General features: G+C 64.3%; 17 protein-coding genes. 8 read left to right on the forward strand and 9 right to left on the reverse strand.

The window, feature by feature from the left end; all coding sequences use genetic code 11:
- Nucleotides 1-31 precede the first annotated feature (31 nt).
- From QFZ94_RS09245 to QFZ94_RS09255, 3 genes are all read right to left on the reverse strand, one after another.
- Nucleotides 32-2,002 carry a methyl-accepting chemotaxis protein gene (locus tag QFZ94_RS09245; RefSeq protein ID WP_410848764.1) on the reverse strand — a complete coding sequence of 657 codons (1,971 nt, stop codon included), beginning with the start codon at nt 2,000-2,002 and terminating at the stop codon, nt 32-34.
- Between the two features lie 189 nt (nt 2,003-2,191).
- A complete protein-coding gene (locus QFZ94_RS09250) occupies nt 2,192-4,831 on the reverse strand; it encodes a heavy metal translocating P-type ATPase (RefSeq protein WP_429456399.1) in 2,640 nt (879 codons plus the stop codon).
- A 95-nt stretch (nt 4,832-4,926) separates the two neighbouring features.
- Complete coding sequence (locus QFZ94_RS09255) at nt 4,927-5,574, reverse strand: FMN-binding negative transcriptional regulator (protein ID WP_410848766.1); 648 nt, start codon at nt 5,572-5,574, stop codon at nt 4,927-4,929.
- A gap of 343 nt (nt 5,575-5,917) precedes the next feature.
- Here QFZ94_RS09255 and QFZ94_RS09260 point away from each other — a divergent pair, with 343 nt between their 5' ends.
- The 3 genes from QFZ94_RS09260 to QFZ94_RS09270 all read left to right on the forward strand — a co-directional run bounded on the left by QFZ94_RS09260 (nt 5,918) and on the right by QFZ94_RS09270 (nt 11,853).
- The gene (locus QFZ94_RS09260) at nt 5,918-7,336 is read left to right on the forward strand and encodes a DUF1254 domain-containing protein (protein ID WP_429456401.1); all 1,419 of its coding nucleotides are present in this window, start codon (nt 5,918-5,920) and stop codon (nt 7,334-7,336) included.
- Between the two features lie 215 nt (nt 7,337-7,551).
- Complete coding sequence (locus QFZ94_RS09265; RefSeq protein WP_429456403.1) at nt 7,552-11,334, forward strand: DUF748 domain-containing protein; 3,783 nt, start codon at nt 7,552-7,554, stop codon at nt 11,332-11,334.
- A 396-nt stretch (nt 11,335-11,730) separates the two neighbouring features.
- Nucleotides 11,731-11,853 carry a hypothetical protein gene (locus QFZ94_RS09270; RefSeq protein WP_429456405.1) on the forward strand — a complete coding sequence of 41 codons (123 nt, stop codon included), beginning with the start codon at nt 11,731-11,733 and terminating at the stop codon, nt 11,851-11,853.
- Between the two features lie 162 nt (nt 11,854-12,015).
- On the opposite strand, the gene acnA is transcribed toward QFZ94_RS09270, so the two are convergent.
- The 6 genes from acnA to QFZ94_RS09300 form a co-directional block, all read right to left on the reverse strand.
- Nucleotides 12,016-14,730 (reverse strand): aconitate hydratase AcnA, encoded by a 2,715-nt coding sequence (gene acnA / locus QFZ94_RS09275; RefSeq protein WP_368584182.1) that lies wholly within the window; start codon nt 14,728-14,730, stop codon nt 12,016-12,018.
- A gap of 42 nt (nt 14,731-14,772) precedes the next feature.
- On the reverse strand, nt 14,773-16,224 hold the full coding sequence (locus QFZ94_RS09280) for a bifunctional 2-methylcitrate dehydratase/aconitate hydratase (protein WP_429456408.1): 1,452 nt from the start codon (nt 16,222-16,224) through the stop codon (nt 14,773-14,775).
- A gap of 24 nt (nt 16,225-16,248) precedes the next feature.
- Nucleotides 16,249-16,752 carry a hypothetical protein gene (locus tag QFZ94_RS09285; protein ID WP_013092926.1) on the reverse strand — a complete coding sequence of 168 codons (504 nt, stop codon included), beginning with the start codon at nt 16,750-16,752 and terminating at the stop codon, nt 16,249-16,251.
- 101 nt (nt 16,753-16,853) lie between these two features.
- Entirely contained in the window at nt 16,854-18,041 is a 1,188-nt protein-coding gene (gene prpC, locus QFZ94_RS09290) for a bifunctional 2-methylcitrate synthase/citrate synthase (RefSeq protein ID WP_429456412.1), read from the reverse strand.
- Nucleotides 18,042-18,098: 57 nt separating this feature from the next.
- Nucleotides 18,099-19,115 carry an HpcH/HpaI aldolase/citrate lyase family protein gene (locus QFZ94_RS09295; RefSeq protein WP_368584179.1) on the reverse strand — a complete coding sequence of 339 codons (1,017 nt, stop codon included), beginning with the start codon at nt 19,113-19,115 and terminating at the stop codon, nt 18,099-18,101.
- Between the two features lie 196 nt (nt 19,116-19,311).
- Nucleotides 19,312-20,295 (reverse strand): malate dehydrogenase, encoded by a 984-nt coding sequence (locus tag QFZ94_RS09300; RefSeq protein ID WP_013092929.1) that lies wholly within the window; start codon nt 20,293-20,295, stop codon nt 19,312-19,314.
- 539 nt (nt 20,296-20,834) lie between these two features.
- Between QFZ94_RS09300 and QFZ94_RS09305 the strand changes: the two genes are divergently transcribed.
- From QFZ94_RS09305 to QFZ94_RS09325, 5 genes are all read left to right on the forward strand, one after another.
- Nucleotides 20,835-21,635, forward strand: a complete 801-nt coding sequence (locus QFZ94_RS09305; protein WP_013092930.1) for a GntR family transcriptional regulator — start codon at nt 20,835-20,837, stop codon at nt 21,633-21,635.
- 157 nt (nt 21,636-21,792) lie between these two features.
- Nucleotides 21,793-22,209: a succinate dehydrogenase, cytochrome b556 subunit gene (gene sdhC, locus QFZ94_RS09310; protein ID WP_368584177.1), complete on the forward strand. Its 417-nt coding sequence runs from the start codon at nt 21,793-21,795 to the stop codon at nt 22,207-22,209.
- A 3-nt stretch (nt 22,210-22,212) separates the two neighbouring features.
- On the forward strand, nt 22,213-22,581 hold the full coding sequence (gene sdhD / locus QFZ94_RS09315; RefSeq protein ID WP_013092932.1) for a succinate dehydrogenase, hydrophobic membrane anchor protein: 369 nt from the start codon (nt 22,213-22,215) through the stop codon (nt 22,579-22,581).
- Nucleotides 22,582-22,585: 4 nt separating this feature from the next.
- Complete coding sequence (gene sdhA / locus QFZ94_RS09320) at nt 22,586-24,361, forward strand: succinate dehydrogenase flavoprotein subunit (RefSeq protein ID WP_429456416.1); 1,776 nt, start codon at nt 22,586-22,588, stop codon at nt 24,359-24,361.
- Nucleotides 24,362-24,387: 26 nt separating this feature from the next.
- Nucleotides 24,388-25,092 (forward strand): succinate dehydrogenase iron-sulfur subunit, encoded by a 705-nt coding sequence (locus tag QFZ94_RS09325; protein WP_008924387.1) that lies wholly within the window; start codon nt 24,388-24,390, stop codon nt 25,090-25,092.
- Nucleotides 25,093-25,165: the final 73 nt, after the last annotated feature.

Genomic DNA, 25,165 nt, shown 5'->3' on the forward strand with positions numbered 1-25,165 from the left:
CGTGCGCCGGCGCCCGCAGCAAGCAGATCCGTTAGCCGCGCTCGCCTTCTAGCTTGAACACGCTGACCAGTTGAGCGAGCCGCGCAGCCTGCTCGCGCAACTCGGCCGCCGCCGTTTCCGCATCGACGACGATCGTCGCATTCTGCTGCGTCGCCTCGCCGATCTGCGTGACCGCCCGGTTGACCTGCTCGATGCCGCCCGACTGCTCGCGCGACGCGACGTTGATCTCGCTCATGATCGCGCGGACCTGACCGACCTGAGTGACGATTCCCTGCATCGTCGCGCTCGCTTCTTCGGCGATGCGAAAACCGCTGTCGACGTTCGCGCCCGACGCCGCGATCACCCCCTCGATCTCCTTCACCGCGGCCGCGCTGCGCTGCGCGAGCGCGCGCACTTCCGACGCCACGACCGCGAAACCCTTGCCGTGCTCGCCCGCGCGTGCCGCCTCGACGGCCGCGTTCAGCGCGAGGATGTTGGTCTGGAAGGCGATGCCCTCGATCACCGTCGTGATCTCGGCGATTTTTTGCGACGAGCGGCCGATCTCGCCCATCGTCGACACCACGCGTTCGACCGCGCGGCCGCCTTCGAGCGCGGCGTCGGCGGCTTGCGTGACGAGCGTGTTCGCTTCGGTCGCGTTATCAGCGTTCTGCTGCACGGTCGATGTGATCTGCTCCATGCTCGCGGCAGTTTCCTCGAGGCTGCTTGCCTGGGTCGCGATGCGCATCGCGATGTTGCCGCTGCCGGCGGCGATTTTCTCGGTGCCCGCCGACATGTCGGCCGACGCGTTGCGCACCTGCGCGACGATGCGCGCGAGGCCTTCGCCGATGCCGTCGATCGCCTGCATCAGACGGCCGATCTCGTCGGCGCGCGCGCGGCCGTGTGCGAGGCGCACGCTCAGATCGCCCGCGGCAAGACGCTCGGACGCCCGCGCAGCTTCGTCGAGCGGACGGCTGACGAGCCGCCGCACCGCGATGAGGAACACGATCGCGAACAGGCCTACCAGCGCGAGGCCGACCAGCAGGAACGCGTTGCGGGTGCGCACGACGTCGGCCATCACTTCGTCGCGCGGCGCGACGCCGCCGACGAGCCACTGCCACTCCGGCACCGTGACGAACGACACGAACTTGTCGCGCGCGTCGCTCTCGCCGAGCGTCGCGTCGGCCGAGCGGTAGTCGAGCTCGCCCTGCTTCATGTCGAGCATGCGCTGATACGGTGCGTTCGCGTCGTCGGCTTTCTGGCCTGCGGCGGCCGGATGCACGAGCAGCTTGCCGCGCTCCGCGCCGCTCGACGCATCGAGCACGAAGTAATAGCCGCTCGTGCCGATCTTCAGCGCGCGGATGCCGTCCTGGACCGACTGGATCTCCTTGTCCACGTCGACGCCGACGAACAGCGCGCCGATCACCCGGCCGCTCGCGTCGGTGATCGGCTTGTACTGCGTGATCATGCGCTTGCCGAACAGCGGGGCGAGGCCGGTGTACGTGCGGTTCGCGAGCAGAGGCGCATACGCGGGCCCCTTGCGGTCGAGCAGCGTGCCGATCGCGCGGGTGCCGTCCTGCTTCTTCAGCGACGTGGTCACGCGCACGAAATCGTCGCCGCTGCGCGCAAAAATGGTCGCGATCGCGCCGCTGCGTTGGAGGAACTGGTCGGGAATCGTGAAGTCGAGGTTCAGCACCTTGTCGCCGGCTTTGAAAGTCGGCGTCGCGGTGCCGCCGATGTCGACTTTCTGCGTGTCGTCGAGCGAGAAGTCGGCGGGCAGGAAGCTCGCGAATAGCGCCATCGACCGATCGACCTCGGCCGACAGCGCCTGGTCGAACAGCGCGATCATCGCGGCGATCGAGCGGTCTTTTTCGGCGATGCGCGCGAGCACCTGGTCGCGCACCTGGTCGCCGGCGGCGCGTGCGAGCGCCCACGCGAAGGTGCTGAAAATTACCGCGACCAGCACGCACGAGAGCACGGCAAGCCGGGCGCCGACGCTGGCGCGGCGCGAGAAGAGTGAGTTCATGGGCAGGCGTGAAATGGGGATTAGGCGATGCTCGTCGGGCGTGGCCGCGATCGGGCATCGATTGACTTGTTTACGGCTCGGAGAGGGCGGGCTTGAGGGTGAATGTAAGCCGGCCGTAACAGGTCGAAAGGGGCCGCAGCGGGCCCCAAAAAGGACGAGACGGAAGGCGGGAAGGGTGTTCTTCGCTACTCAACGCGCCTGATCGACGGTGCGACCGCGCGCTGTGCGCCACGTCCGCAGCAGCAGCGCATTGGTGACGACGCTGACGCTCGAAAACGCCATCGCCGCGCCCGCCAGCATCGGATTGAGTAAGCCGAACGCGGCCAGCGGAATGCCGATCAGGTTGTACACGAATGCCCAGAACAGGTTCTGCTGGATCTTGCGCCAGGTTCGGCGCGAGATGTCGATCGCATCGGCGACCAGCGCCGGGTCACCGCGCATCAGCGTGATGCCGGCCGCGTGCATGGCGACGTCGGTGCCGGTCGCCATCGCAATGCCGATGTCAGCGGCGGCCAGTGCGGGCGCGTCGTTGATGCCGTCGCCCGCCATCGCTACGATGCCGGCGTGGCGCATCTTCAGGTCGCGGATCACCCGGGCCTTGTCGTCGGGCAGCACCTCGGCGTGAAATTCGTCGATGCCGAGCGCCCGCGCGACGCTCGCCGCACTGCCGTGGTTATCGCCGGTCACGAGTACGCTGCGGATGCCCATTTGCGCGAGCCGCGCGACGGCCGCGCGCGCGGTCGGCTTCACCGTGTCGCCGAACGCGATCAGCGCGAGCGCTTCGGGGGAGTCCGGCGCACGCGTCATCAGCCACGACACCGTGTTGCCCGCCGCTTCGAGTTCCTGCGCGCGCGCGGTGAGCGCGGCCGGCAATGCGATGTCGAGCTCGCGCAGCCAGCGCGTGCTGCCGAGCGCGAGGGTGCGGCCGTCGACGTCGGCTTCGACGCCCCGGCCGGCGACGGCGCGAGCGGCGCTGGCGGTTGGCCCGCCGGGTTCGCCAGCGATTCGCCCGAGTTGAGCCTCGTACGCGCGCACCACCGCCCGCGCCAGCGGATGATCGCTATGCCGCTGCACCGCCGCCGCGAGCGCGAGCGCTTCGTCGCGGCTCGTGCTGCCGACCGGCTCGAACGCCGTCACTGATGGCTGGCCGAGCGTCAGCGTGCCGGTTTTATCGAACGCGACGATCGACACGCGATGCGCGACTTCCAGCGCTTCCGCGTCCTTGATCAGCACGCCGTGGCGCGCGGCGACGCCGGTGCCGGCCATGATCGCGGCGGGTGTCGCGAGTCCAAGCGCGCACGGGCAGGCGATCACCAGCACCGCGACCGCGTTCAGGATCGCGGTTTCCGCGCCCGCGCCGGCGATCAGCCAGCCGATGAGGGTCAGCGCGGCGAGCGCGAGAATGGCCGGCACGAAGATTTCGCTGACGCGGTCGACTAGGCGCTGGATTGGCGCCTTCTCGGCCTGCGCGCTTTCGACGAGCCGGATGATGCGCGCGAGCGTCGTCTCCGCCCCGATCGCGGTGGTCGTCACTACGAGCGCGCCTTCGCCGTTGATCGAGCCGGCCGTGACGGCGTCGCCGGTCTGCTTCGGCACCGGCAGGCTTTCGCCGGTGATCAGCGCTTCGTCGATATGCGTGCGGCCTTCGAGCACTGCGCCGTCGACCGGCACGCGCTCGCCCGGCCGGACGATCACGATGGTGCCGACCCGCACCTGCGCGAGCGGTACCTCGCGTTCGCCGGCGCCGTCGCGGATGCGCGCGCGCTCGGGGCGCAGCGCGTTGAGCGCCCGGATCGCGTCGGTGGTCTGGCGCTTCGCGCGCGCCTCGAGCCATTTGCCGAAGCGCACCAGCGTGATCACGACCGCCGATGCCTCGAAGTACAGATGCATCGTGTCGCCCCGATGCAGAGCGAGTTCGTAGACGCTGATGCCGTACGCCGCCGACGTGCCGAGCGCGACCAGCAGGTCCATGTTGCCCGCGCCGGCGCGCACCGCGCGCCAGGCGGCGCGATAGAAGCGCGCGCCGAACACGAACTGCACGATCGACGCGAGCACGAACTGCGGCCACGCCGGCAGCATTGCGTGCAGGCCGAACCATTCGCCGAACATCGGCGCGACGAGCGGCAGCGTCAGCAACGCGGACGCGACCACGCTCGCGAGGTCGCGGCGGATTTGAATCTGCTTGCGGTCGACGGCCGGGGCGTGCGTCGTGTCGAGGATCTCGCTGACGTCGCCAGTCGAGGCGGCCGTCGCTGCCGTCGGCTCGGCGGGAGCGACAGCAGCGGGCGGTGCGCTGAGCGTCGCTTCGTAGCCGGCTTTCCTGACGGCGGCGATCAGCGCGGCGGCATCGGCGGATGCGGTGCCTTGCGGATGAACGGTGGCGGTTTCGGTCGCCAGATTGACCGACGCGCGCACGACGCCAGGCACCTTCGCGAGCGCCTTTTCGACGCGCAACGCGCAGGCGGCGCAGGTCATGCCGCCGATCTCCAGTTCAGTGGTCAGCGGCGTGTCGGCGGGTGCCGCGGCAAGCGGCGCGATTGTCTGTTCGGCGACATCGGAGTTAGCGACCGGCGTTGCTTCATATCCGGCCTTGCGCACGGCATCGGCCAGTTGCTGAGGCGCGAGCGTCGCGTCGCTTTCCACGCGGGCGCGCTCGGTCGCGAGATTCACCGATGCGCGCGCCACCCCCGGCAGCTTGGTCAGCGCTTTTTCGACGCGGCTCGCGCACGACGCGCAAGTCATCCCGCCGATGTCGAGTTCGACGACGCGCGTAAGTGAAGGGGAAGCGGCAGCGTCGGCGGGGCGCTGCGGGTTGGCAAGTCCGGTCATGGCAGGCAAGGCTCGTGGCGGCATCGGGCCGCATGGTGAAGCCAGTATCGACCTTCCCATGATGGGAAGGTCAAGGCCGGATTATGCGCTCGCCGTCAAAACGCCGGCGGCGCGTCGAGCATCGCCTGTCCGACCGCTTTCTGTTGATCGCCGTCGCGCGCGAGCAGCGTTTGCGCCGCGCCGCGCCGGTCTTCGGCTGCCTTGTTCTGGCCGAGCTTCCATTTGCCGACGAGCCGCGTCACCTCGATTTCGATACCGACGATCGCGCCGAGCATCTGCGCGATGTAGTCGGCCGGCGCGTCGCCCATCTTCCACGGCACCGGCTCGCCGGCTTCCATCTTGCGCGTGAGTCGCGCGACGAGGCCCCGCAGGAACGATTCATCGTCATGCACCACGATCCTGCCATGTGCATGTACGACCATATAGTTGTAGGTCGGCACCTGCTTGTGCGTTTCGTGTTTGCTCGGGTACCAGCTAGGCGAAATATAGGCGGTGGGCCCCTGGAAGATTACGAGCGCTTCGGGATGAGTCGCGGCTTCCTGCCAGACCGGGTTCGCCCGCGCGACGTGCGCGCGCAGTACCAGCCGTGACGAATCCGCCGCGTCCGCCTGCGCCTCGAACGGCAAATGATTCGCGTCGAGCCCATTGGGGCCGTGCGTAATCAGCGCGCCGAAAGAGTGCTCGGCGATCAGGCGGTGAAGAACCTCTGGACGGTTCTCTTCGAAATGGGCGGGCATGTACATTGAAACGCTCCGAATGCAGGACGACGAAAGAGTAGGGGCAATCGGCAAAAAGGCGGATCGACGGATTCGCGAATCAAAAAAGCGTCGCGCGTTCGCGCGAGCCGTTGGCGCGGGAACATAATGTGGCAGCGACGCTGGATGCTCCCTCGGGTAGCCGCCTGTGCGCCGCTAGCTGCAATTCCCTGCTTTGTGCTTGCCTGGCTAGCAAGGATACGATACAACGCGAGGTTGTCGGAATCGCAATCCGCGGACTCGCTGCGCAGTGTTTCGGGAGAACCGCGCATGCACGTGGCGCTGCACACCGGCATCTCCTATAGGACTGCACGCTCCGCACTCTGAACGAATGATAAAAAATCTCCGAGAACTGTTTTTGCTGCAACGAACCTGTGTTTCGCTCGCGGGTCTCGCACTGCTGGCCAGCTGCGCGTCGACCCCCATCGCGACGCAACAAAGCAACGGCTGGGTCAAGGACGAAGTCGCCGACTCGTACGTATTCGGCTATCCGCTCGTGCTGATGAGCGCCGCGCGCGATGCGGCGGTCGGCACAGAGCCGGGCCAGGCGCCGTTCAACACGCTGCGTCACGCGCAGGCGCTGCCGCCGATCGGCGCGACCAACCCGCCGCAGCCGAGCCTCGACACGCTCGACTCGACCGGCTGGCTCGACCTTGCAGCCGAGCCGGTGATCCTGGCGCTACCTGATTCGCATGGCCGTTACGTCGATGCGCGCGTGCTCGACATGTGGACCAACGTCGCGTGGTCGACCGGGCCGCAGTTCGCCACGGGCACGGGCACTGCGAAGGGCCTGCGCGCGCAGACGATCGCGTTCGTCGCGCCGGGCTGGAAGGGCGAGCTGCCGAAGGGCGCGACGCGCGTCGAGGTGCCGACCCGCAACGCCTGGATCAGCGTGCGCATCCAGTCGAGCGGTGCGCGCGATCTGAACGCGGTGCGCAAGCTGCAGCGCGCGATCCGTCTGGAGCCGTTGAGCGTGTTTGTCGGCGACGCGGAGCCGGCGGTGCCGCCGCGCAGTTACGCAAGCAGCGTGGCGGGCCCGAGCGGCACGCCGGCGCAGCAGGTCGCCGCGCTCGACGCAGGCGGCTTCTTCGGCCGTCTTGCCGATGCGTTGCCTGACAATCCGCCGACACCGGCCGATCCGCACGCGCTCAAGTTCCTCTCCGACCTCGGCGTGACGCCGGGCGATCCCGTGAAGCTGCCGAAGTCATCGGCTGTGCTCGCGGCCGGTCTCGCCGAGGGTCGCGAGCGCGTCGCGACACCGCCGTCGAATCTGCTGAGCGCGAATGGCTGGAGCTGGCTCGGCGACGGCGTCGGCAACTATGGTCCCGACTACGCATTGCGCGCGTATGCGGCGAGCGCGCAGTTGGGGATCGGCACGAAGGATGACGAAGTACGCGCGGTCGTCACGCAGGACAGCGACGGCAACACGCTGAACGGCGCGAATCGCTACGTGATCCACTTCGCGGCGAACCAGTTGCCGCCGGTGCGCGGATTCTGGACGATCACCGCGTACACGAAGGATGGCGCGCTGAGCGAGAACGCGCCGGCGCGGCTCGCGGTTGGCGATCGCAATGGCGCGCGCCGCAATCGCGATGGTTCGCTCGATGTGGTCGTGTCGTCGACGCGCAGCCGCACCGGCAACTGGCTGCCCGCACCGCGCGCGGAGATGCAACTGGTGCTGCGCCTCTATGCGCCGAAGCCGCAAGCCACCGACGGCAGCTGGCAGCCGCCGCCGGTCGTGCGGCAATGATGTGAACGGCGCGCGGGCAAACCGCGCGCCGCCGTCCGGTGTCGTTATCTAACGCTCGCGATAATTTCTGCGCGGGAAAACCGGTCGGTCAGCAGCACGATTCGTCAAGGTGGGCCTGACATTCCTGTCTAACCATTGATTCAAGACTTATACTGCCGCTTGCGGGATCTCTGTTTTTCGCGGCGGGCTTGCCGCCGCCTTCCTCCACATCGAGCATGGCAAGCCTCAATAAAGCATCGTTAGCCTCCTCCATTCAGACTGTGCGCGCAGTCGCGCAGTCGCACCGTACGCGGCGAATTCTCGTCGGTTTGTTGATCTTCGTCGTCGTGTTCGGCCTGCTCGGCTTTTTCGCGGCGCCGCCGCTGATTCGCCATATCGCGAGCCAGCAACTGAGCAAGCAGCTCGACCGGCCGGCGTCGATCGGCCGCATCGCGCTCAATCCGTACACCCTGCGTTTCGAGGCCGACAACGTGCATATCGGCGAGCGCGGCGGCGCGGGTGACTTCGTCGATATTTCGCGGCTCATCGTGAAGCCGTCGTGGAGTTCGCTGTTTCGCGGCGCGCCGATCGTCGACGAAGTGCAGGTCGATTCACCGCGCTTTCATCTCGTTCGCCTCGATGCACAGCATTTCAATTTCAGCGACCTGATCGAGAAGTTCGCGAATCAGCCGGCAAAACCGAACAGCAAGCCGACGCAGTTCTCGGTGTCCAACATTCGCGTCGAAAACGGCCAGGTCAAGTTCGACGACCGCGTGCTCGGCACGAGTCACGTGATCGATGAATGGAAGCTCGGCATTCCGTTCATCGCGACGCTGCCGTCGAAGACCGATATCTTCGTCGAACCGCTACTGCGCGCGCGCATCGACGGGGACAGTCAGCTCGCGATCGACGGCAGGACCAAGCCGTTCGCTGCGTCGCGCGAGTCGGAAGTGTCGCTGCGCTTCGACGATCTCGACGTGCCGAAGCTGGTGTCCTACGCGCCGTCGAAGCTGCCGGTGATCGTGCAGTCGGGCAAGCTGTCCACCGACCTGAAGCTGAACTTCGTGATGGCGAACGACACGCCGTCGCTGCGGGTGGCCGGCACCGTCGACCTGAACGGCGTCGACGTGCAGGATCAGGGCAAGGCCCCGTTCTTCGCGGCGCGCGCCGTGCATGTGGCGGCGGCATCGCTCGAGCCGTTGAAGAGCGTCTATCACTTCGACGATATCCGCATCGACGCGCCGAGCGCGAGTCTCGCGCGCGACAAGAACGGTGTGTTGAGCGTCGAGCATATGTTTGCGCCCGCGCCGGGCAAACCGGCGGCAAAGGAAACCGCGGACACCAATGCCAAGCCCAAAGCCGCCGCCGCCGAAAAAGCGGCCCCGCCGTTCGACGTCGCGATCAAACGTTTCACACTCAACGACGGCACTGTGAACGTACACGACGAGGCCGCGTCCCGTCCGGTCGAAGCCGGTCTGCAAAATCTCGCGGTCACGCTGACCGATTTCTCGACGCTCGCGTCGGCGCCCGCGCATTACACGCTGAACACGAACCTGAAGGACGGCGGCGGTTCGCTCGCCGCCGACGGCACGGTCGGCCTCGCGGCGAAGACGGCGAGCGCGAAGCTCGATCTGAAGTCGCTGAAGCTGCCGCCGCTGCAGCCATATCTCGACACCGCGACGTCCGCGCAGGTGCTCGACGGTGCGTTGTCCGCGACGACGAATATCGACGCGAACTGGTCGAAGTCGCCCATGGCGCTGACGGTCGCGGACACGAAGCTGGACATGCAGAAGGTGAAGCTCGCGGCGCGCGGCGACAAAACGCCGGTGATCTCGCTCGCGCAGGGCAACGTGGTGGTCAAGCAGGTCGACGTCGCGGCGCGCACGGCCGACGTGACGAGCGTCGACGCAACCGGCCTCGCGGTCGACGCGCAACGCCTGAAGGACGGCACCATTAATCTGAACTCGCTCGCCGGGGCGCATGAACAGGCGACGGAGCGCACGGCGATTCACGCGGCGAAAAAAGCGCAGGCCGAGGGCCCGGCATGGCGCTACAAGATCGGCGAATTGACGCTCAAAGACGCGACCGCCGAGTTCACCGACAACACGACGCCGCAGCCAGTCAAACTGAGCTTTACGCCGGTGCAGCTGAAGGTGCAGCAGATCAGCGACGACCTGAGCCGACCGCTGCCCGTCGACCTGCAGGCGACGTTGAACAAAAAGGGCACGCTCGGCGTAAAGGGCGACGTCACCGCGACGCCGCTGAAGCTGGCCGTCAAGCTCAACGCGAACCAGCTCGACGCGGCCGCGTTCGAGCCGTACTTCGGCAGCAAGCTGAACGCGTCGCTCGCGAGCGCGCTGCTGAATGCGAATGGCGATCTCTCGGTCAGCCAGGCGAAGTCGCTGAAGGCGAACTATCGCGGCGACATGGCGCTCGTCGCCGTGCGGCTGATCGACAAGGCGACATCCGACCTGTTCGCGGGCTGGGGCTCGCTTGCGCTGACGAACCTGAAGGCCGATTACGACGAGCACGGAGGGACCGTGGTCGACGCGGGGCGGGTGACGTTCTCGAAGTTCTATGGCCGCGTGCTGCTCGACGCCCAAGGCAAGCTGAACCTGAAGGATGTGGTCGCGCACGAGGGCGGTACGACGCAGTCGCTGACGCGCAGCAAGAGCGGCTCCCACCCGATTCCGCTGACGCCCGAGGCGGTGTCCGAAGCCGTCGCGGCGTCGGCGCCGACGCCGGTCGGGGCAGCATCGGCTGCAGCGGCGGGCAAGGCAACCACCACGCCTGTGGTCACCGCCACGGCCGCGACGCCGCCACAAAATCCGCTCAAGATGCACTTCGGGCAACTGGTGTTGCAACAGGGCCGCGTGACTTACACCGACAACTTCATCAAGCCGAACTACACGGCGAACCTCGTCGACATTCAGGGCACCATCGGCGCGTTCGGTACGGAATCGACCACGCCCGCACCGGTCGACGTCGCCGCGAAACTCGCGGCCAACGGTCCGCTCACGATTCGCGGCACCGTCAATCCGCTGATCGCGAAACCGGCGCTCGATCTGACCGCGACCGCACACGACATCGAGCTGACCAACCTGACGCCGTATTCGGCGAAATACGCAGGCTATCCGATCACGAAGGGCAAGCTCAACGTCGATCTGCACTATCAGCTTGCGAACGACCAGTTGAACGCGAACAACCACCTGTTCATCGATCAGCTGACCTTCGGCGATCACATCGACAACGACACCGCGACCAAACTGCCGGTGCGTTTCGCGATCTCGCTGCTGAAGAACTCGCGTGGCGAGATCGACGTGAACCTGCCGGTGTCGGGCTCGCTGTCGAACCCCGAGTTCAGCATCGGCGGGCTGATCTGGCATGCGGTGCTGAATCTGCTCGAGAAGGCGGTGACCGCGCCATTCTCGTTGATTGCGCATGCGTTCGGCGGCAGTGGCGAGGACCTCGGCTATGTCGAATTCGAGGCCGGCTCGGCCACGCTCACCGACGCCGACAAGCAGAAACTCGACACGATCGTGAAGGCACTCACCGACAAGCCGTCGATCCGCATGGACCTGATTGGCCGCGTCGATCCGAAGGTCGACGAGCCGGCGCTGCGCACGCGATACGTCGATCAGATGGTCAAGCGGCAGAAGATCAAGGATACGGTGGGTAACGGCGAGAGCGTCGATCCGTCGACGGTCACGGTCGATCAGAAAGACTATGACAAGTATCTGACCAAGGCCTACAAGTCCTCCGACTTCAAGAAACCGCGCAACTTCATCGGCATGACGAAGACGCTGCCCGACGACGACATGAAGAGCGCGCTCGCGGCCAACGCGCCGATCGACGACGCGAGCCTGCGGCAGCTTGCGCAGCAGCGCGCGCAGAGCGTGCAACAGTACCTGGAGGGCAAGATCGACAGCAGCCGCGTGTTTATCGTCGCTCCGAAGATGAATGCCGACGATATCAAGGACAAGGGTGCGACGACGCGGGTCGATTTCGGCTTGAAGTGATGGTGGCGGGCACCGAACCCTGCACGCCCTTCGCGGACTAGGTGCGGTCCCGTCGAGTTGGGCACCAGAAAAACAAACGCGCCGGACATTGCGTACCGGCGCGTTTCATACAGGACACGTCTTCAGACGTATCTATCAGGACCGTTCAGTCCTGCGGGATGCTCGCTGGCTCTTACCGAAGCCACGCGAGCGGCTTACATAGCAGTGGTCAGAGTCAGTATTCAAAGGCATTCCCTCCAAGGTGAAGTTGAGCATAGCATTCAGCTTGCGTTGTATCAGGAGGACACGTCTCACGGGGCGCCGCAGCCAGGGGACGGCGTGCGGCCGTCATATGTGCGCTGTGCACGAGCGCGGCGCTGACGCCCGGGGTGAGACGCATCCCACACACGTCTTCTCATGATCGAAGACGCCCTCGGCGGCTACTCCAACTACCTCAACTGTTTGCCGCCTCAAGGAAAATGTAAGGTATTTCCCGCGAAGAAGAAATTGGGCAGGTTGTCGCGCGGCATGTTGTCGTGATGCCGAACTTCGCGTCAGGTTCGAGTCCCTTCCGCATCCTGCTTGGCACGCTGCGAAGAACCAAAAAAAAGCCCGACCTGAGGTCGGGCTCCAAAGTCGGCTGCGCCCTCCACAGGACGCAGCCCCTGCAAAACAGCGAGGCTATATTCGTTGCCGCGGGGTTTAAGCAGCCAGCAGCGAGCGCAGCACGAACGGCAGAATCCCGCCGTGCTTGTAGTAGTCCACTTCGATCGGCGTGTCGATACGCAGCAGCACCGGAACGCGCTTGTCGCCGTCCTTGCCGTGGATCACGAGCGTGACTTCCTGTTGCGGCTTGAAGTCGTCACCGAGGCCTTCGATGTCGTACGTTTCTTCGCCGGTGATGCCGAGCGACTGTACGCTATCCGAGCCCTTGAACTGCAGCGGCAGAACGCCCATGCCGACGAGGTTCGAACGGTGGATCCGCTCGAAGCTGCGTGCGACCACGGCCTTCACGCCCAGCAGCTGCGTGCCCTTGGCCGCCCAGTCGCGCGACGAACCCGTGCCGTATTCTTCGCCCGCGAAGACGATGGTCGGCGTGCCGGCGTCGATGTACTTCATCGCCGCGTCGTAGATCGACAGCTGTTCGCCGCTCGGCTGATGAATCGTCAGGCCGCCTTCGACGCGCGTGCCGTCCGCCTTCGCCGGGATCATCAGGTTCTTGATACGGACGTTCGCGAACGTGCCGCGCATCATCACGTCGTGGTTGCCGCGACGCGAGCCGTAGCTGTTGAAGTCGGCCTTCTGCACGCCGTTTTCCTTCAGCCAGCGGCCTGCCGGCGAGTCTTCCTTGATCGAGCCTGCCGGGCTGATGTGGTCGGTCGTGACCGAGTCACCGAAGATGCCCAGCGCGCGTGCGCCCTTGACCGGCGCGATGCTGGAAGCCGGCGTCATCGAGAAGTCCTTGCCGAAGAACGGCGGCTCGGCGATGTAGGTCGACTTCGGCCAGTCGTAGACCTGACCTTCTTCGCCCTCGATCTTGCTCCACAGGTCGCCCTTCTTCGTGAGCTGCGAGTAGTTCTTGCGGAACGCGTCGGCATCCATCGCGTACTTCAGCAGCGCGTTGACTTCGTCGCTGGTCGGCCAGATGTCGCCGAGGTAGATGTCCTTGCCGCCCTTGCCCTTGCCGACCGGCTCGGTCATCAGGTCGCGCGTGATGTTGCCGGCGATCGCGTATGCGACGACGAGCGGCGGCGACGCGAGGAAGTTCGCGCGGATATTCGGGTGGATACGCGCTTCGAAGTTACGGTTGCCAGACAGCACCGCTGCCGCGACGATGTCGTTCTTCGTGATTGCCTCGTTCAGTTCCGGCGTCAGGTCGCCCGCGTTGCCGATGCACGTCGTGCAGCCGTATGCGGCCAGCGTGAAGCCGAGCTTGTCGAGGTACTTCAGCAGGTCGGTCTTCGTCAGATACTCGGTGACGATGCGCGATCCCGGCGCCAGCGACGTCTTGATGTGCGGCGCAACCGTCAGGCCAGCCTCGACAGCCTTCTTCGCGAGCAGACCGGCGGCGAGCAGCACGCTCGGGTTCGACGTGTTCGTGCACGACGTGATCGCGGCGATCAGCACGTCGCCGTTCTTCACGTCGACGCCGTTGCTCGTCGTGTATTGCGCGTCGAGATCGGCGGCCTTTTTAGCGAAGCCGTTTTCAGAGACCGGCTTCGAGAACAGGTCGGTGAAGGTCGACTTCACGTGGCCGATCTCGATGCGGTCCTGCGGACGCTTCGGGCCTGCCAGCGACGGCGCGACCGTGGCGAGATCCAGCGTGACGACCTTCGTGTAGTCGATGTCGCCATCGGCCGGAATGCCGAACAGCTCCTGCGCCTTGAAGTAGTTTTCGAACGCCGAGATTTCCGCGTCCGTGCGGCCCGTGCCGTGGAAGAACTCGATGGTCTTTTCGTCGACCGGGAAGAAGCCCATCGTCGCGCCGTATTCCGGCGCCATGTTGCCGATCGTCGCGCGGTCCGGCACCGACAGCGAGCGCGTGCCTTCGCCGAAGAACTCGACGAACTTGCCGACGACCTTCTCCTTACGCAGCAGTTCGGTGATCGTCAGCACGAGGTCGGTTGCGGTCACGCCTTCGATCAGCTTGCCCTTCAGGTGCACACCGACGACGTCCGGCGTCAGGAAGTACACCGGCTGGCCGAGCATGCCTGCTTCGGCTTCGATACCGCCCACGCCCCAGCCGACCACGCCGATGCCGTTGATCATCGTGGTGTGGCTATCCGTGCCGACCAGCGAATCCGGGTAGTACACGGTGTCCGCGCCGTCGGCCTTCTTGTGCACGCCGCGTGCGAGGTATTCGAGGTTCACCTGGTGAACGATGCCGACGCCCGGGGGCACGACCTTGAACGTGTCGAACGCCTGCATGCCCCACTTCATGAACTGGTAGCGCTCGTTGTTGCGCTGGAATTCCAGCTTCATGTTCAGGTCGAGCGCGTTCTTCTCGCGGAAGTGGTCGATCTGCACCGAGTGGTCGACGACGAGGTCCACCGGCACCAGCGGCTCGATCGACTTCGGATTCTTGCCGACAGCCTTCGCGACGCCGCGCATCGCGGCGATGTCGGCGAGCAGCGGCACGCCGGTGAAGTCCTGCAGCACGACGCGCGACACGACGAACGGAATTTCATCGACGCGCGCCGCGTTCGGCTTCCAGTTCGCGAGTTGCGTGACATGTTCTTCGGCGATTTTCTTGCCGTCGTAGTTGCGCAGCACCGATTCCAGCACGATACGGATCGAGACCGGCAGACGGTCGATTTTGAGGTTCAGAGCCTTGCCGAGTTGCGGCAGGGAGTAGAACTTGCCTTTGCCGGAACCGCTGTCGAATTCCTTGAGCGTTTTGTGGAGGTTGTGGGCCATGGTGTTTTCCTTGGTTTGGATCGCGGAACTACAGTACTCAGCCTAGATGACGTAAAGATCGACGTATTCATTGACCGGCGTCGCTTCGAGCCTGGCCTGGTCGAGCGATGCGTCGAGAATCGCGAGTTGTTGCTTGACCGGAAAGCGCCGCGCGAGGTTGGTCTTGAACTTCTCGACCAGCAACGGAATACCGTCCTCGCGGCGGCGCTTATGACCGATCGGGTATTCGACTACGACTTCCCCGAACTTCGACCCGTCGTTGAATTCGATCGTCAGTGCATTGGCGATCGAACGCTTCTCCGGGTCGTGATAATCCTTCGTGAACTGTGGATCTTCCACGCATTCCATTTTCGCGCGCAACGCATCGATACGCGAGTCCTGCGCCACTGAATCTTCGTAATCGGCGGCAGTCAGACGGCCGAAAATCAGCGGCACCGCGATCATGTACTGGATGCAATGATCACGGTCGGCCGGATTGTTCAGCGGGCCTTTTTTATCGATGATGCGAATCGCGGCTTCGTGCGTGCGGATCGTCACGCGGCGAATGTCTTCGATGCGCCGGCCCTGTGCGGCGAGCTGCGCATGCAGCGCGAGCGCGGCTTCCGCGGCGGTTTGCGCGTGGAACTCGGCCGGAAACGAGATCTTGAACAGCACGTTTTCCATCACGTACGAGCCGTACGGACGCTGGAACCGGAACGCGTTGCCGTTGAACAGCACGTCGTAGAAGCCCCACGTTTTTGCGCTGAGCACCGACGGATAGCCCATCTCGCCGGTCTTCGAGATCAGCGCGAGGCGCACGGCGCGCGAGGTGGCGTCGCCAGCGGCCCACGATTTGCGCGAACCGGTGTTCGGCGCATGGCGGTAGGTGCGCAGCGCGTGCCCATCGACGAGCGCCTGCGATACCGCGTTGATCAGCTCGTCGCGCGTGAGGCCGATCAGCTGGCCGACCACCGCGGTCGACGCGAGCTTGACGAGCAGCACATGATCGAGCCCGACCTTGTTGAACGAGTTCTCGAGCGCGATGCAGCCTTGAATTTCGTGCGCCTTGATCATTGCGATCAGGACGTCTTTCATCGTCAGCGGCGCTTTGCCGGCTGCGATGGCGGTACGCGAGAGCCAGTCGGCCGTCGCGAGAATACCGCCGAGGTTATCGGACGGATGGCCCCATTCGGCCGCGAGCCAGGTGTCGTTGAAATCGAGCCAGCGGATCATCGCGCCGATGTTGAAGGCGGCCTGAACCGGGTCCAGCTGGAACGACGTGCCCGGCACCTTCGCGCCGTTGGGGACGATCGTGCCTGCCACGATCGGTCCCATCAGCTTGGTGCAGGCCGGGTAGGTAAGCGCCTCGAGTCCGCAACCGAGCGTGTCGATCAGGCAATGACGCGCAGTTTCCAGCGCGAGCGCGCTGTCGATCCGGTAATCCAGCACGTAGTCGACGATATCGACCAGGACAGCGTCCGGGGCGGGTCGTACGTTGGAGATCGGGGCGGACATCGGGGGCTTCCCTGGCGGCGAAAATCAGTTGCCGGTCTTGTTGATCGCGTTCGATTGCGTTGCAGCCGGCGCGCCCTGTTCCATCGCGACTGTCTTGCACTCGTCGGCGAGACGCGAGCTGTCCTTGTCCTGGAACAGCATGGCCTTCGTCGGGATCACGACGAGGTCCATACCGGTTGCTGCGTCGTGGAAGCGATCGGCGCCCGTCGTGGTCGCTTCGCGCGGCAGGTTGTAGTTTTTGTTCGCCCAGTGAACCGTGACGATCTGGTCACGCTTCATGTCGCCTTTCATTTCGAAAGCCAGACCGTCCTTGCACGACCACTTTTCCGACCCTTCCGGGATCGGATCGACCTTCGCTTCCTTCACCGGATTTGCCTTGCGTTTGACCAGGCGGCGCGGCTCCGGGCGCTTGGCGACGGCCTTCTTCGTGGTGGTGGTGGCCGTGTCCGCAGCAGCGGCGTCAGTCGCGACGGTCAGCATCGTCGTAGACAGGGCGCCAATCATGGCGGCGATCATCAGCTTTTTCATGGAGAAAACCTTTCTATCAAAATCAGTTAAACAGTGCGCGGACGACCGGTCCGGCGGCCGCGCGGGCTGAACTGCACGCGCTGTGGAGCGCACAGCGACCGCTATTTTCTCCTATTTAGCGGCACGTACTTTAAATTCTCGGGTCCGGTGTAATTTGCGCTCGGCCGGATGATCTTGTTGTCGACGCGCTGTTCGATGATGTGCGCGCTCCAGCCGGCCGTACGCGAGATCACGAACAGCGGCGTGAACATCGCGGTCGGCACACCCATCATGTGATACGACACCGCGCTGAACCAGTCGAGGTTCGGGAACATCTTCTTCGCTTCCCACATCACCGATTCGAGGCGCTCGGCGATCGAGAACAGCTTCATGTTGCCCGCTTCCTTCGAGAGCTTCTTCGCGACTTCCTTGATGACCTTGTTGCGCGGGTCCGAGATCGTGTAGACCGGATGGCCGAAGCCGATCACCACTTCCTTGTTCTCGACGCGGCGGCGGATGTCGGCTTCGGCTTCGTCGGGCGTCTGGTAGCGCGACTGGATGTCGAACGCGGCTTCGTTGGCGCCGCCGTGCTTCGGGCCGCGCAGCGCGCCGATCGCGCCGGTGATCGCCGAATAGATGTCCGAGCCCGTGCCCGCGATCACGCGGCCCGTGAAGGTCGATGCGTTGAACTCGTGCTCCGCGTACAGGTTCAGCGATACGTGCATCGCATCGACCCACGCCTTCGACGGCTCGACGCCATGCAGCAGATGCAGGAAGTGGCCGCCGATCGAATCGTCGTCGGTTTCGACCTCGATGCGCTTGCCGTTGTGCGAGTAGTGATACCAGTACAGCAGCATCGAGCCGAGCGAGGCCATCAGCTTGTCGGCGATGTCGCGCGCGCCGGACAGGTTGTGATCGTCCTTCTCGGGCAGCACCGTGCCGAGCACCGACACGCCGGTGCGCATCACGTCCATCGGATGCGCGGCGGCCGGAATCCATTCGAGCGCGGCCTTCACGTTGGCGGGCAGGCCGCGCATCGACTTCAGCCTGGTCTTGTAGGCGGTCAGTTCGGACTGGGTCGGCAGCTTGCCGTGAACCAGCAGGTAAGCGATCTCTTCGAATTCGCACGCCTCGGCGATGTCGAGAATGTCGTAGCCGCGATAGTGCAGATCGTTGCCGGTCTTGCCGACCGTGCACAGCGCGGTGTTGCCCGCGGTCACGCCCGACAGCGCGACGGATTTTTTCGGTTTGAAGCCGCTTTGCGTTTCGTTGCCGCCTGTTGCGTCAGCGGCTTGCGTCGTCTCGCTCATGTTCCGCCTTCTCCTGTGTGCCGGCTCATCGCTGCTGCCGTTTGAAAAACGCGTCGCTTATACCACTGACTGTCCGTTAGCGCCCACTCGCGCAAAGAGCGGCGCCGCTTCTTGCGGAACAGCGCGGCCGGTGCTCTGCGCGCGGCGCAGCACCGACCAGTAATAGCGGTAGCTCGCGCGGTCGTGCAGCGTATCACCGTGACGTGTCGGGCCCCAATGCGCGGACTGCGCAGCCAGCAGGATTTCGGTGGCGGTCGTGATCTCTTCGTCGCGCGGCGCGAACGCGGCGACGATCGACTCGATCTGCGCCGGATGAATGCTCCACATGCGCGTGTAGCCGAATTCATTGCGGGCGCGCTGCGCGTCGTTCGCGACCACGCTCATGTCGCGCACTTCGGTGCTGACGTTGTGCGACGGCACCTTGCCATACGCATGGCAGGCCGCCGAAATCTCGAGCTTCGCGCGCCGCACGAGCGGATGATCGAATTGGCCCGGCGAGCGCATCGCGGTATCGGGGATCGCGCCGTCGTGCGCGGAGACGAAGTCCATCAGGCCGAAGCTCAGCGCCTCGACGCCCGGCAGCGCGGCCAGTTCGAACACGCGCGTGAGCGCGCCGTGGGTTTCGACCAGCAACTGCACCGGCACCGGCTGCGCGATGCCGAGCTCGCGCCGCGTCGCCTCGATGAACGCGAGCATTTCGGCGGCATCGTGGACGTTGCGGATTTTCGGTAGCGTGATGTAAGCGGGTGCACGCTTTGCGGCGCGCAGAATCAGGCGCACGTCGTCGCGCCAGTGCGCGTGAGCGAAGTCGTGGATGCGCACGCCGACGCGGCCGAAGCGGTCGTGCTCGCTGCCCAGCAGCGATGCGACCAGTTCCGCGTGCTCGGCCTCGCGGCCGACCTGTGCGCCGTCTTCGCAATCGAGCGTGATATCGAACACCGGGCCGAGTTGCTGCTGTAACGCGAGCGACTTCAGCATCAGCTTTTCGCTTCCCGCGTAGTGGTCGCAGGCAGGCAGCACAGCGGGCGGCGCTTCGCCCTCAAACAGCACTTCGGCGGGTGTGAGAACGCGCATCTTCGGCGTGTGGGGCGTGGTGAGGATTGGGAATGTCGGATTCGGGCGCGCTCTGCGCGAGCATAGTCGGGCGACGGCAAAGCACGTTCGAATCAGAGACGAATGGCGACGATCGCAGCGCCATTCGCACGAAAAAAACCGGAACCCGCCGCGCTGACGCTTCGGAGTTCCGGTTCATCGGCATCAGATCAGATGCTTAGCCGAGCAGGTGCTGAACGCCGTCGCGCTCTTCCAGCAGTTCCTGCAGCGTGGCGTCCATCTTTTCGCGCGAGAACGCGTCGATTGCCAGACCTTCGACGCGCTTGTACTCGCCGTTTTCGCAGGTCACGGGCACGCCGTAGATGATGTCTTCGGGGATGCCGTACGAGCCGTCCGACGGGATGCCCATCGTGACCCACTTGCCGTTGGTGCCGAGCACCCAGTCACGCACGTGGTCGATCGCAGCGTTGGCCGCCGATGCCGCCGACGACAGGCCGCGCGCTTCGATGATCGCCGCGCCGCGCTTGCCGACAGTCGGGATGAACGTGTTGCGGTTCCATTCTTCGTCGTTGATCAGCTTGGTCAGGTCTTGACCTTCAGCCGTTGCGACGCGGAAGTCCGGGTACATGGTCGGCGAGTGGTTGCCCCACACTGCGAGCTTTTCGATCGACGCGACCGGCTTGCCCGACTTGGCCGCCAGTTGCGACAGCGCGCGGTTGTGGTCCAGACGCAGCATCGCGGTGAAGTTCTTCTTCGGCAGATCCGGCGCCGACTTCATTGCGATGTACGCGTTCGTGTTGGCCGGGTTGCCGACCACCAGAACCTTCACGTCGCGGCTGGCAACTTCGTTCAGCGCCTTGCCCTGAACCGTGAAGATTTCGGCGTTGGCCGACAGCAGATCCTTACGCTCCATGCCCTTCGAACGCGGACGCGCGCCGACGAGCAGTGCAATGTCGGCGTCCTTGAACGCGACCTTCGGGTCGTCCGTGATCACGACGCCCGACAGCAGCGGGAATGCGCAATCATCCAGTTCCATCACGACGCCTTTGACGGCGGCTTGCGCTTGCGGCAGATCGAGCAGTTGCAGGATCACCGGCTGGTCCTTGCCGAGCAGGTCGCCATTGGCGATGCGGAACAGCAGGGAGTAAGCGATTTGACCTGCGGCGCCGGTGACGGCAACGCGCTTTGCGGGCTTAGCCATTGAGAAATCTCCAGGACGATGCGTTAGACGCTAGGGAAAACGCCATTCTATATGCGCGTTCAGCGAAGCGTTATGAAACACGGCGGAATTCACTGTTCGCGTGCGGGCTCGGAATGTGCCGAGACCGGGCGGCGCGTTGCGGCAAGACCGCCGTGCCGGAAATCCGTACTACCGAGCGGGACGGGATGGTCCAGGGCTGACGCCGGGCCGGGCCGCGATTGCACGGTGCGGGCTCCTGCAAACAGCGCGTTTCGGCGAGTGTCGGGCCAGCGGCTGCAACACGGATACAGCACGCGAATGCAACGGATGGCGGCGAATCGAAACCTGGACTGCGTAGGGGACGGCATGGTGCAGAGTGGCGGCCGGAGCGTCGCGGCACTGCATCAAACAGCTGCCGCAAAATCCCGCAAACCCTTGCTCGACAAGGAGTGTAGGAGTCGAAACCGACAAAGTCAACAGTATCTTATGTCTTATATAAGACACATCTATCGAAGGGAAAACCCTAGACGTGCCCCGGCGCTTTATGATGAAATGCGCGCATGAATTCGAACCCGGCGAATCCTGTGAACCCGAATGGCCAGGGGGCCGCGGGCGAAGGTGTATCCGCTGTTTCCGCTGCTGCGTCGCCTACATTCAGCCCTTTGTATCAGCAGATCAAGGGTTTGATTACGCAGAGCCTCGAAAGCGGCGAATGGAAGCCGGGCGAGATCATTCCTAGTGAAGTCGAACTGGCCGCGCGTTTCAAGGTGAGTCAGGGTACGGTGCGCAAGGCGATCGACGAACTCGCCGCCGACAACCTGCTGGTGCGCCGTCAGGGCAAGGGCACCTTCGTTGCGACGCACAACGAAGAACGCGCGCAGTTCCGTTTCCTGAGATTGCTCGCCGACGACGGCGCCGAGCATCCGCACGTCAGTCGTCTGCTCGAATGCCGGCGGCTGCGCGCATCGGCGGAAATCGCCCGACAACTCGATCTGAAGCCGGCCGATCCGGTCGTGTTGATCAAGCGTTTGCTGCAGTTCGACGGCGAAGTCACCGTGCTCGACGAGATCTGGCTACCAGGCGCCGTGTTCCGCGGGCTCACGCTCGAGCGGCTTTCGGAATACAAAGGTCCCCTCTACGCGATGTTCGAGACCGAATTCGGCACACGCATGATTCGCGCCACGGAAAAAATCCGCGCGGTCGCGGCGGAGCCTTCCGTGGCGGACCTGCTGCATGTGCCGGCGGGTTTTCCGTTGCTCTCGGTCGAGCGCGTGTCCTATACCTATGGGGATCGGCCGGTTGAAGTCCGGCGAGGTTGGTATGTCACAACCGGGTATTACTATCAGAACGATCTGAGCTGAATCGGGCTGAAACGAGGCGCGGCGTCCCACACGCGTGCCGATCGGAAGGCGCTTTCATTGCGCGCGCAGCAAAGGACCTAGGGTGGTTTTCGCTGCAGCGCGTTATAAAAAGGCGCTAAAATTGCGGATTAGTGTGACTACATAGTAGGGGTCTAGCATGGCAGAAGCGGTAAAGAAACCGAGGCCGGAATTCCGGAACATCGGTATTGGGCAAATATTGACGGCATACCGTCTCCCGCTGGCGGGGCGCGTGTCGATTCTGCATCGCGTGAGCGGTGCCTTGTTGTTTCTTTTCCTTCCGTTCCTGCTGTTCCTCTTCGATCAGAGCCTGACTTCCGAACTGAGCTTCGAAGTCTTCAAGGGCTTCCTCTCCAACATCCTCGTCAAGCTGATCACGCTGGTTCTCGCGTGGGCTTTCCTGTTCCATTTCTGCGCCGGCATCCGTCACCTCCTGATGGATACGAATCACGATGCCGTGTCGAAGGAAAAGGGCAAGTCGACTTCTATCGTCGTGTTTGTCGTGTCGTCGCTGCTCACCATCGCATTCGCGGCAAAACTGTTCGGAGCATTCTAAAAAATGGCAGCCAATAACCGAATCGGTTCGAAGCGTCTCGTCGTCGGCGCGCATTACGGCCTGCGCGACTGGCTCGCGCAACGTGTCACCGCCGTCGTGATGGCGGTGTACACGGTGATTCTGCTCGCGTGGTTCTTCCTCGCGCGCGACTTTTCGTACGACGGCTGGGCGTCGATCTTCGCGACGCAGTGGATGAAGCTCGCCACGTTCGTCACGCTTCTCTCGCTGTTCTACCACGCGTGGGTGGGTGTGCGCGACATCTGGATGGATTACGTGAAGCCCGTTGGCACGCGTCTCGTCCTGCAGGCGCTGACGATCCTCTGGCTGCTCGCATGTGCGGGCTACGCTGCGCAGATTCTCTGGAGAGTATAAAAGCATGGTTGCAATCAAGAATTCTCTGCCGCGTCGCAAGTTTGACGTGGTTATCGTCGGCGCGGGCGGCTCGGGGATGCGCGCGTCGCTGCAACTGGCACGCGCCGGTCTATCGGTCTGCGTGCTGTCCAAAGTGTTTCCGACGCGTTCGCACACGGTCGCTGCCCAGGGCGGCATCGGCGCTTCGCTCGGCAACATGAGCGAAGACAACTGGCACTACCACTTCTACGACACGATCAAGGGCTCCGACTGGCTCGGCGACCAGGACGCGATCGAGTTCATGTGCCGTGAAGCACCGAACGCCGTCTACGAACTCGAACACTTCGGCATGCCGTTCGACCGTAACGCCGACGGCACGATCTATCAGCGCCCGTTCGGCGGCCACACCGCGAACTACGGCGAAAAGCCGGTGCAACGCGCCTGCGCGGCGGCTGACCGTACCGGTCACGCGCTGCTGCACACGCTGTATCAGCAGAACGTTGCTGCCAAGACGCAATTCTTCGTCGAGTGGATGGCGCTGGACCTGATCCGCGACGCCGACGGCGACGTGCTCGGCGTGACCGCGCTGGAAATGGAAACCGGCGACGTCTACATCCTCGAAGGCAAGACCACGCTGTTCGCCACGGGCGGCGCAGGCCGGATCTTCGCGGCATCGACCAACGCGTTCATCAACACCGGTGACGGCCTCGGCATGGCGGCCCGTTCGGGCATCGCGCTGCAGGACATGGAATTCTGGCAATTCCACCCGACCGGCGTGGCCGGCGCGGGCGTGCTGATTACCGAAGGTGTGCGCGGCGAAGGCGGTATTCTGCGTAACTCGAACGGCGAGCGTTTCATGGAACGCTACGCACCGACGCTGAAGGATCTGGCGCCGCGCGACTTCGTTTCGCGTTCGATGGACCAGGAAATCAAGGAAGGCCGCGGCGTGGGTCCGAACAAGGATCACGTGCTGCTCGACCTGTCGCACATCGGCGCCGAGACCATCATGAAGCGTCTGCCGTCGATCCGCGAAATCGCGCTGAAGTTCGCGAACGTCGACTGCATCAAGGAGCCGATCCCGGTCGTGCCGACCATCCACTACCAGATGGGCGGTATCCCGACGAACATCAACGGTCAGGTCGTCGGTACGCCGAACGGCCACGAAGAAGTCGTCAACGGTTTCTACGCAGTGGGCGAATGCTCGTGCGTGTCGGTGCACGGTGCGAACCGTCTCGGCACGAACTCGCTGCTCGACCTCGTGGTGTTCGGCCGTGCTGCCGGCAACCACATCGTCAAGCACGTGAAGGAACTGAAGGAACACAAGCCGCTGCCGGCAGACGCAGCCGACTTCGCGCTGTCGCGTCTGGCGAAGCTCGATAGCTCGTCGTCGGGCGAGTACGCACAGTCGGTCGCGAACGACATCCGCGGCACGATGCAGAAGCACGCTGGCGTGTTTCGTACCTCGGCGCTGCTGGCCGAAGGGGTCGAAGCCATCCGCGAAGTGGCGGCGCGCGTCGACAACATCCATCTGAAGGACAAGTCGAAGGTCTTCAACACGGCCCGCGTCGAAGCGCTGGAAGTGGCGAACCTGATCGAAGTGGCACGCGCCACGATGGTCTCCGCCGAAGCGCGCAAGGAAAGCCGTGGCGCGCACGCGCAAAACGACTTCGAACATCGCGACGACGAAAACTGGCTGCGCCATACGTTGTGGTTCAGCGAAGGCGATCGCCTCGACTACAAGCCGGTTCACATGCAACCGCTGACCGTCGAATCGGTTCCGCCGAAAGCGCGTACCTTCTAAGGCACAAGTCAAAGGAATTCAGAGAAATGGCCAAGCGTACATTTGAAATTTACCGCTACGATCCGGACAAGGACGCCGCTCCGCGCATGCAAACGTACGAGATCGAAATCGACTCGCACGAACGCATGCTGCTCGACGCGCTCGTCAAGCTGAAGGCGCTCGACGAAACCCTGTCGTTCCGTCGCTCGTGCCGCGAAGGCGTGTGCGGTTCGGACGCAATGAACATCAACGGCAAGAACGGCCTCGCGTGCCTGACGAACCTGAACGACCTGCCGCAGAAGATCGTGCTGCGTCCGCTGCCGGGCCTGCCCGTCGTGCGTGACCTGATCTGCGACTTCACGCAGTTCTTCAACCAGTATCACTCGATCAAGCCGTACCTGATCAACGATACGCCGCCGCCGGAAAAGGAACGTCTGCAGTCGCCGGAAGAACGCGACGAGCTCGACGGCCTGTACGAATGTATCCTGTGCGCGAGCTGTTCGACGTCGTGCCCGAGCTTCTGGTGGAATCCGGACAAGTTCGTCGGCCCGGCCGGTCTGCTGCAAGCCTACCGCTTCATCGCGGATAGCCGCGACCAGGCAACCGGCGAGCGCCTCGACAACCTGGAAGACCCGTATCGTCTGTTCCGTTGCCACACGATCATGAACTGCGTCGACGTTTGCCCGAAGGGCCTGAACCCGACGAAGGCAATCGGCAAGATCAAGGAATTGATGGTTCGCCGCGCTGTCTAGTATCAATGAGCCCCGCGCTCCCTGGCGCGTGCTGCCCCGAGAGGGCAGTCAGTGCGCTTGGGCGCGGCGCGGG

It is taken from the genome of Paraburkholderia sp. JPY465 (assembly GCF_050436725.1).
GTDB lineage: Bacteria > Pseudomonadota > Gammaproteobacteria > Burkholderiales > Burkholderiaceae > Paraburkholderia > Paraburkholderia youngii.

Bases quoted from the DNA above. Each gene is read 5' to 3' on its own strand.
- sdhA (WP_429456416.1), top strand. From the start codon at position 22,586: ATGGTTGCAATCAAGAATTCTCTGCCGCGTCGCAAGTTTGACGTGGTT.
- QFZ94_RS09280 (WP_429456408.1), bottom strand. From the start codon at position 16,224: ATGTCCGCCCCGATCTCCAACGTACGACCCGCCCCGGACGCTGTCCTG.
- QFZ94_RS09260 (WP_429456401.1), top strand. From the start codon at position 5,918: ATGATAAAAAATCTCCGAGAACTGTTTTTGCTGCAACGAACCTGTGTT.
- sdhC (WP_368584177.1), top strand. From the start codon at position 21,793: ATGGCAGAAGCGGTAAAGAAACCGAGGCCGGAATTCCGGAACATCGGT.
- QFZ94_RS09295 (WP_368584179.1), bottom strand. From the start codon at position 19,115: ATGCGCGTTCTCACACCCGCCGAAGTGCTGTTTGAGGGCGAAGCGCCG.
- QFZ94_RS09265 (WP_429456403.1), top strand. From the start codon at position 7,552: ATGGCAAGCCTCAATAAAGCATCGTTAGCCTCCTCCATTCAGACTGTG.
- prpC (WP_429456412.1), bottom strand. From the start codon at position 18,041: ATGAGCGAGACGACGCAAGCCGCTGACGCAACAGGCGGCAACGAAACG.
- QFZ94_RS09255 (WP_410848766.1), bottom strand. From the start codon at position 5,574: ATGTACATGCCCGCCCATTTCGAAGAGAACCGTCCAGAGGTTCTTCAC.
- QFZ94_RS09325 (WP_008924387.1), top strand. From the start codon at position 24,388: ATGGCCAAGCGTACATTTGAAATTTACCGCTACGATCCGGACAAGGAC.
- sdhD (WP_013092932.1), top strand. From the start codon at position 22,213: ATGGCAGCCAATAACCGAATCGGTTCGAAGCGTCTCGTCGTCGGCGCG.
- QFZ94_RS09250 (WP_429456399.1), bottom strand. From the start codon at position 4,831: ATGACCGGACTTGCCAACCCGCAGCGCCCCGCCGACGCTGCCGCTTCC.
- QFZ94_RS09285 (WP_013092926.1), bottom strand. From the start codon at position 16,752: ATGAAAAAGCTGATGATCGCCGCCATGATTGGCGCCCTGTCTACGACG.
- acnA (WP_368584182.1), bottom strand. From the start codon at position 14,730: ATGGCCCACAACCTCCACAAAACGCTCAAGGAATTCGACAGCGGTTCC.
- QFZ94_RS09300 (WP_013092929.1), bottom strand. From the start codon at position 20,295: ATGGCTAAGCCCGCAAAGCGCGTTGCCGTCACCGGCGCCGCAGGTCAA.
- QFZ94_RS09245 (WP_410848764.1), bottom strand. From the start codon at position 2,002: ATGAACTCACTCTTCTCGCGCCGCGCCAGCGTCGGCGCCCGGCTTGCC.
- QFZ94_RS09270 (WP_429456405.1), top strand. From the start codon at position 11,731: ATGATCGAAGACGCCCTCGGCGGCTACTCCAACTACCTCAACTGTTTG.
- QFZ94_RS09305 (WP_013092930.1), top strand. From the start codon at position 20,835: ATGAATTCGAACCCGGCGAATCCTGTGAACCCGAATGGCCAGGGGGCC.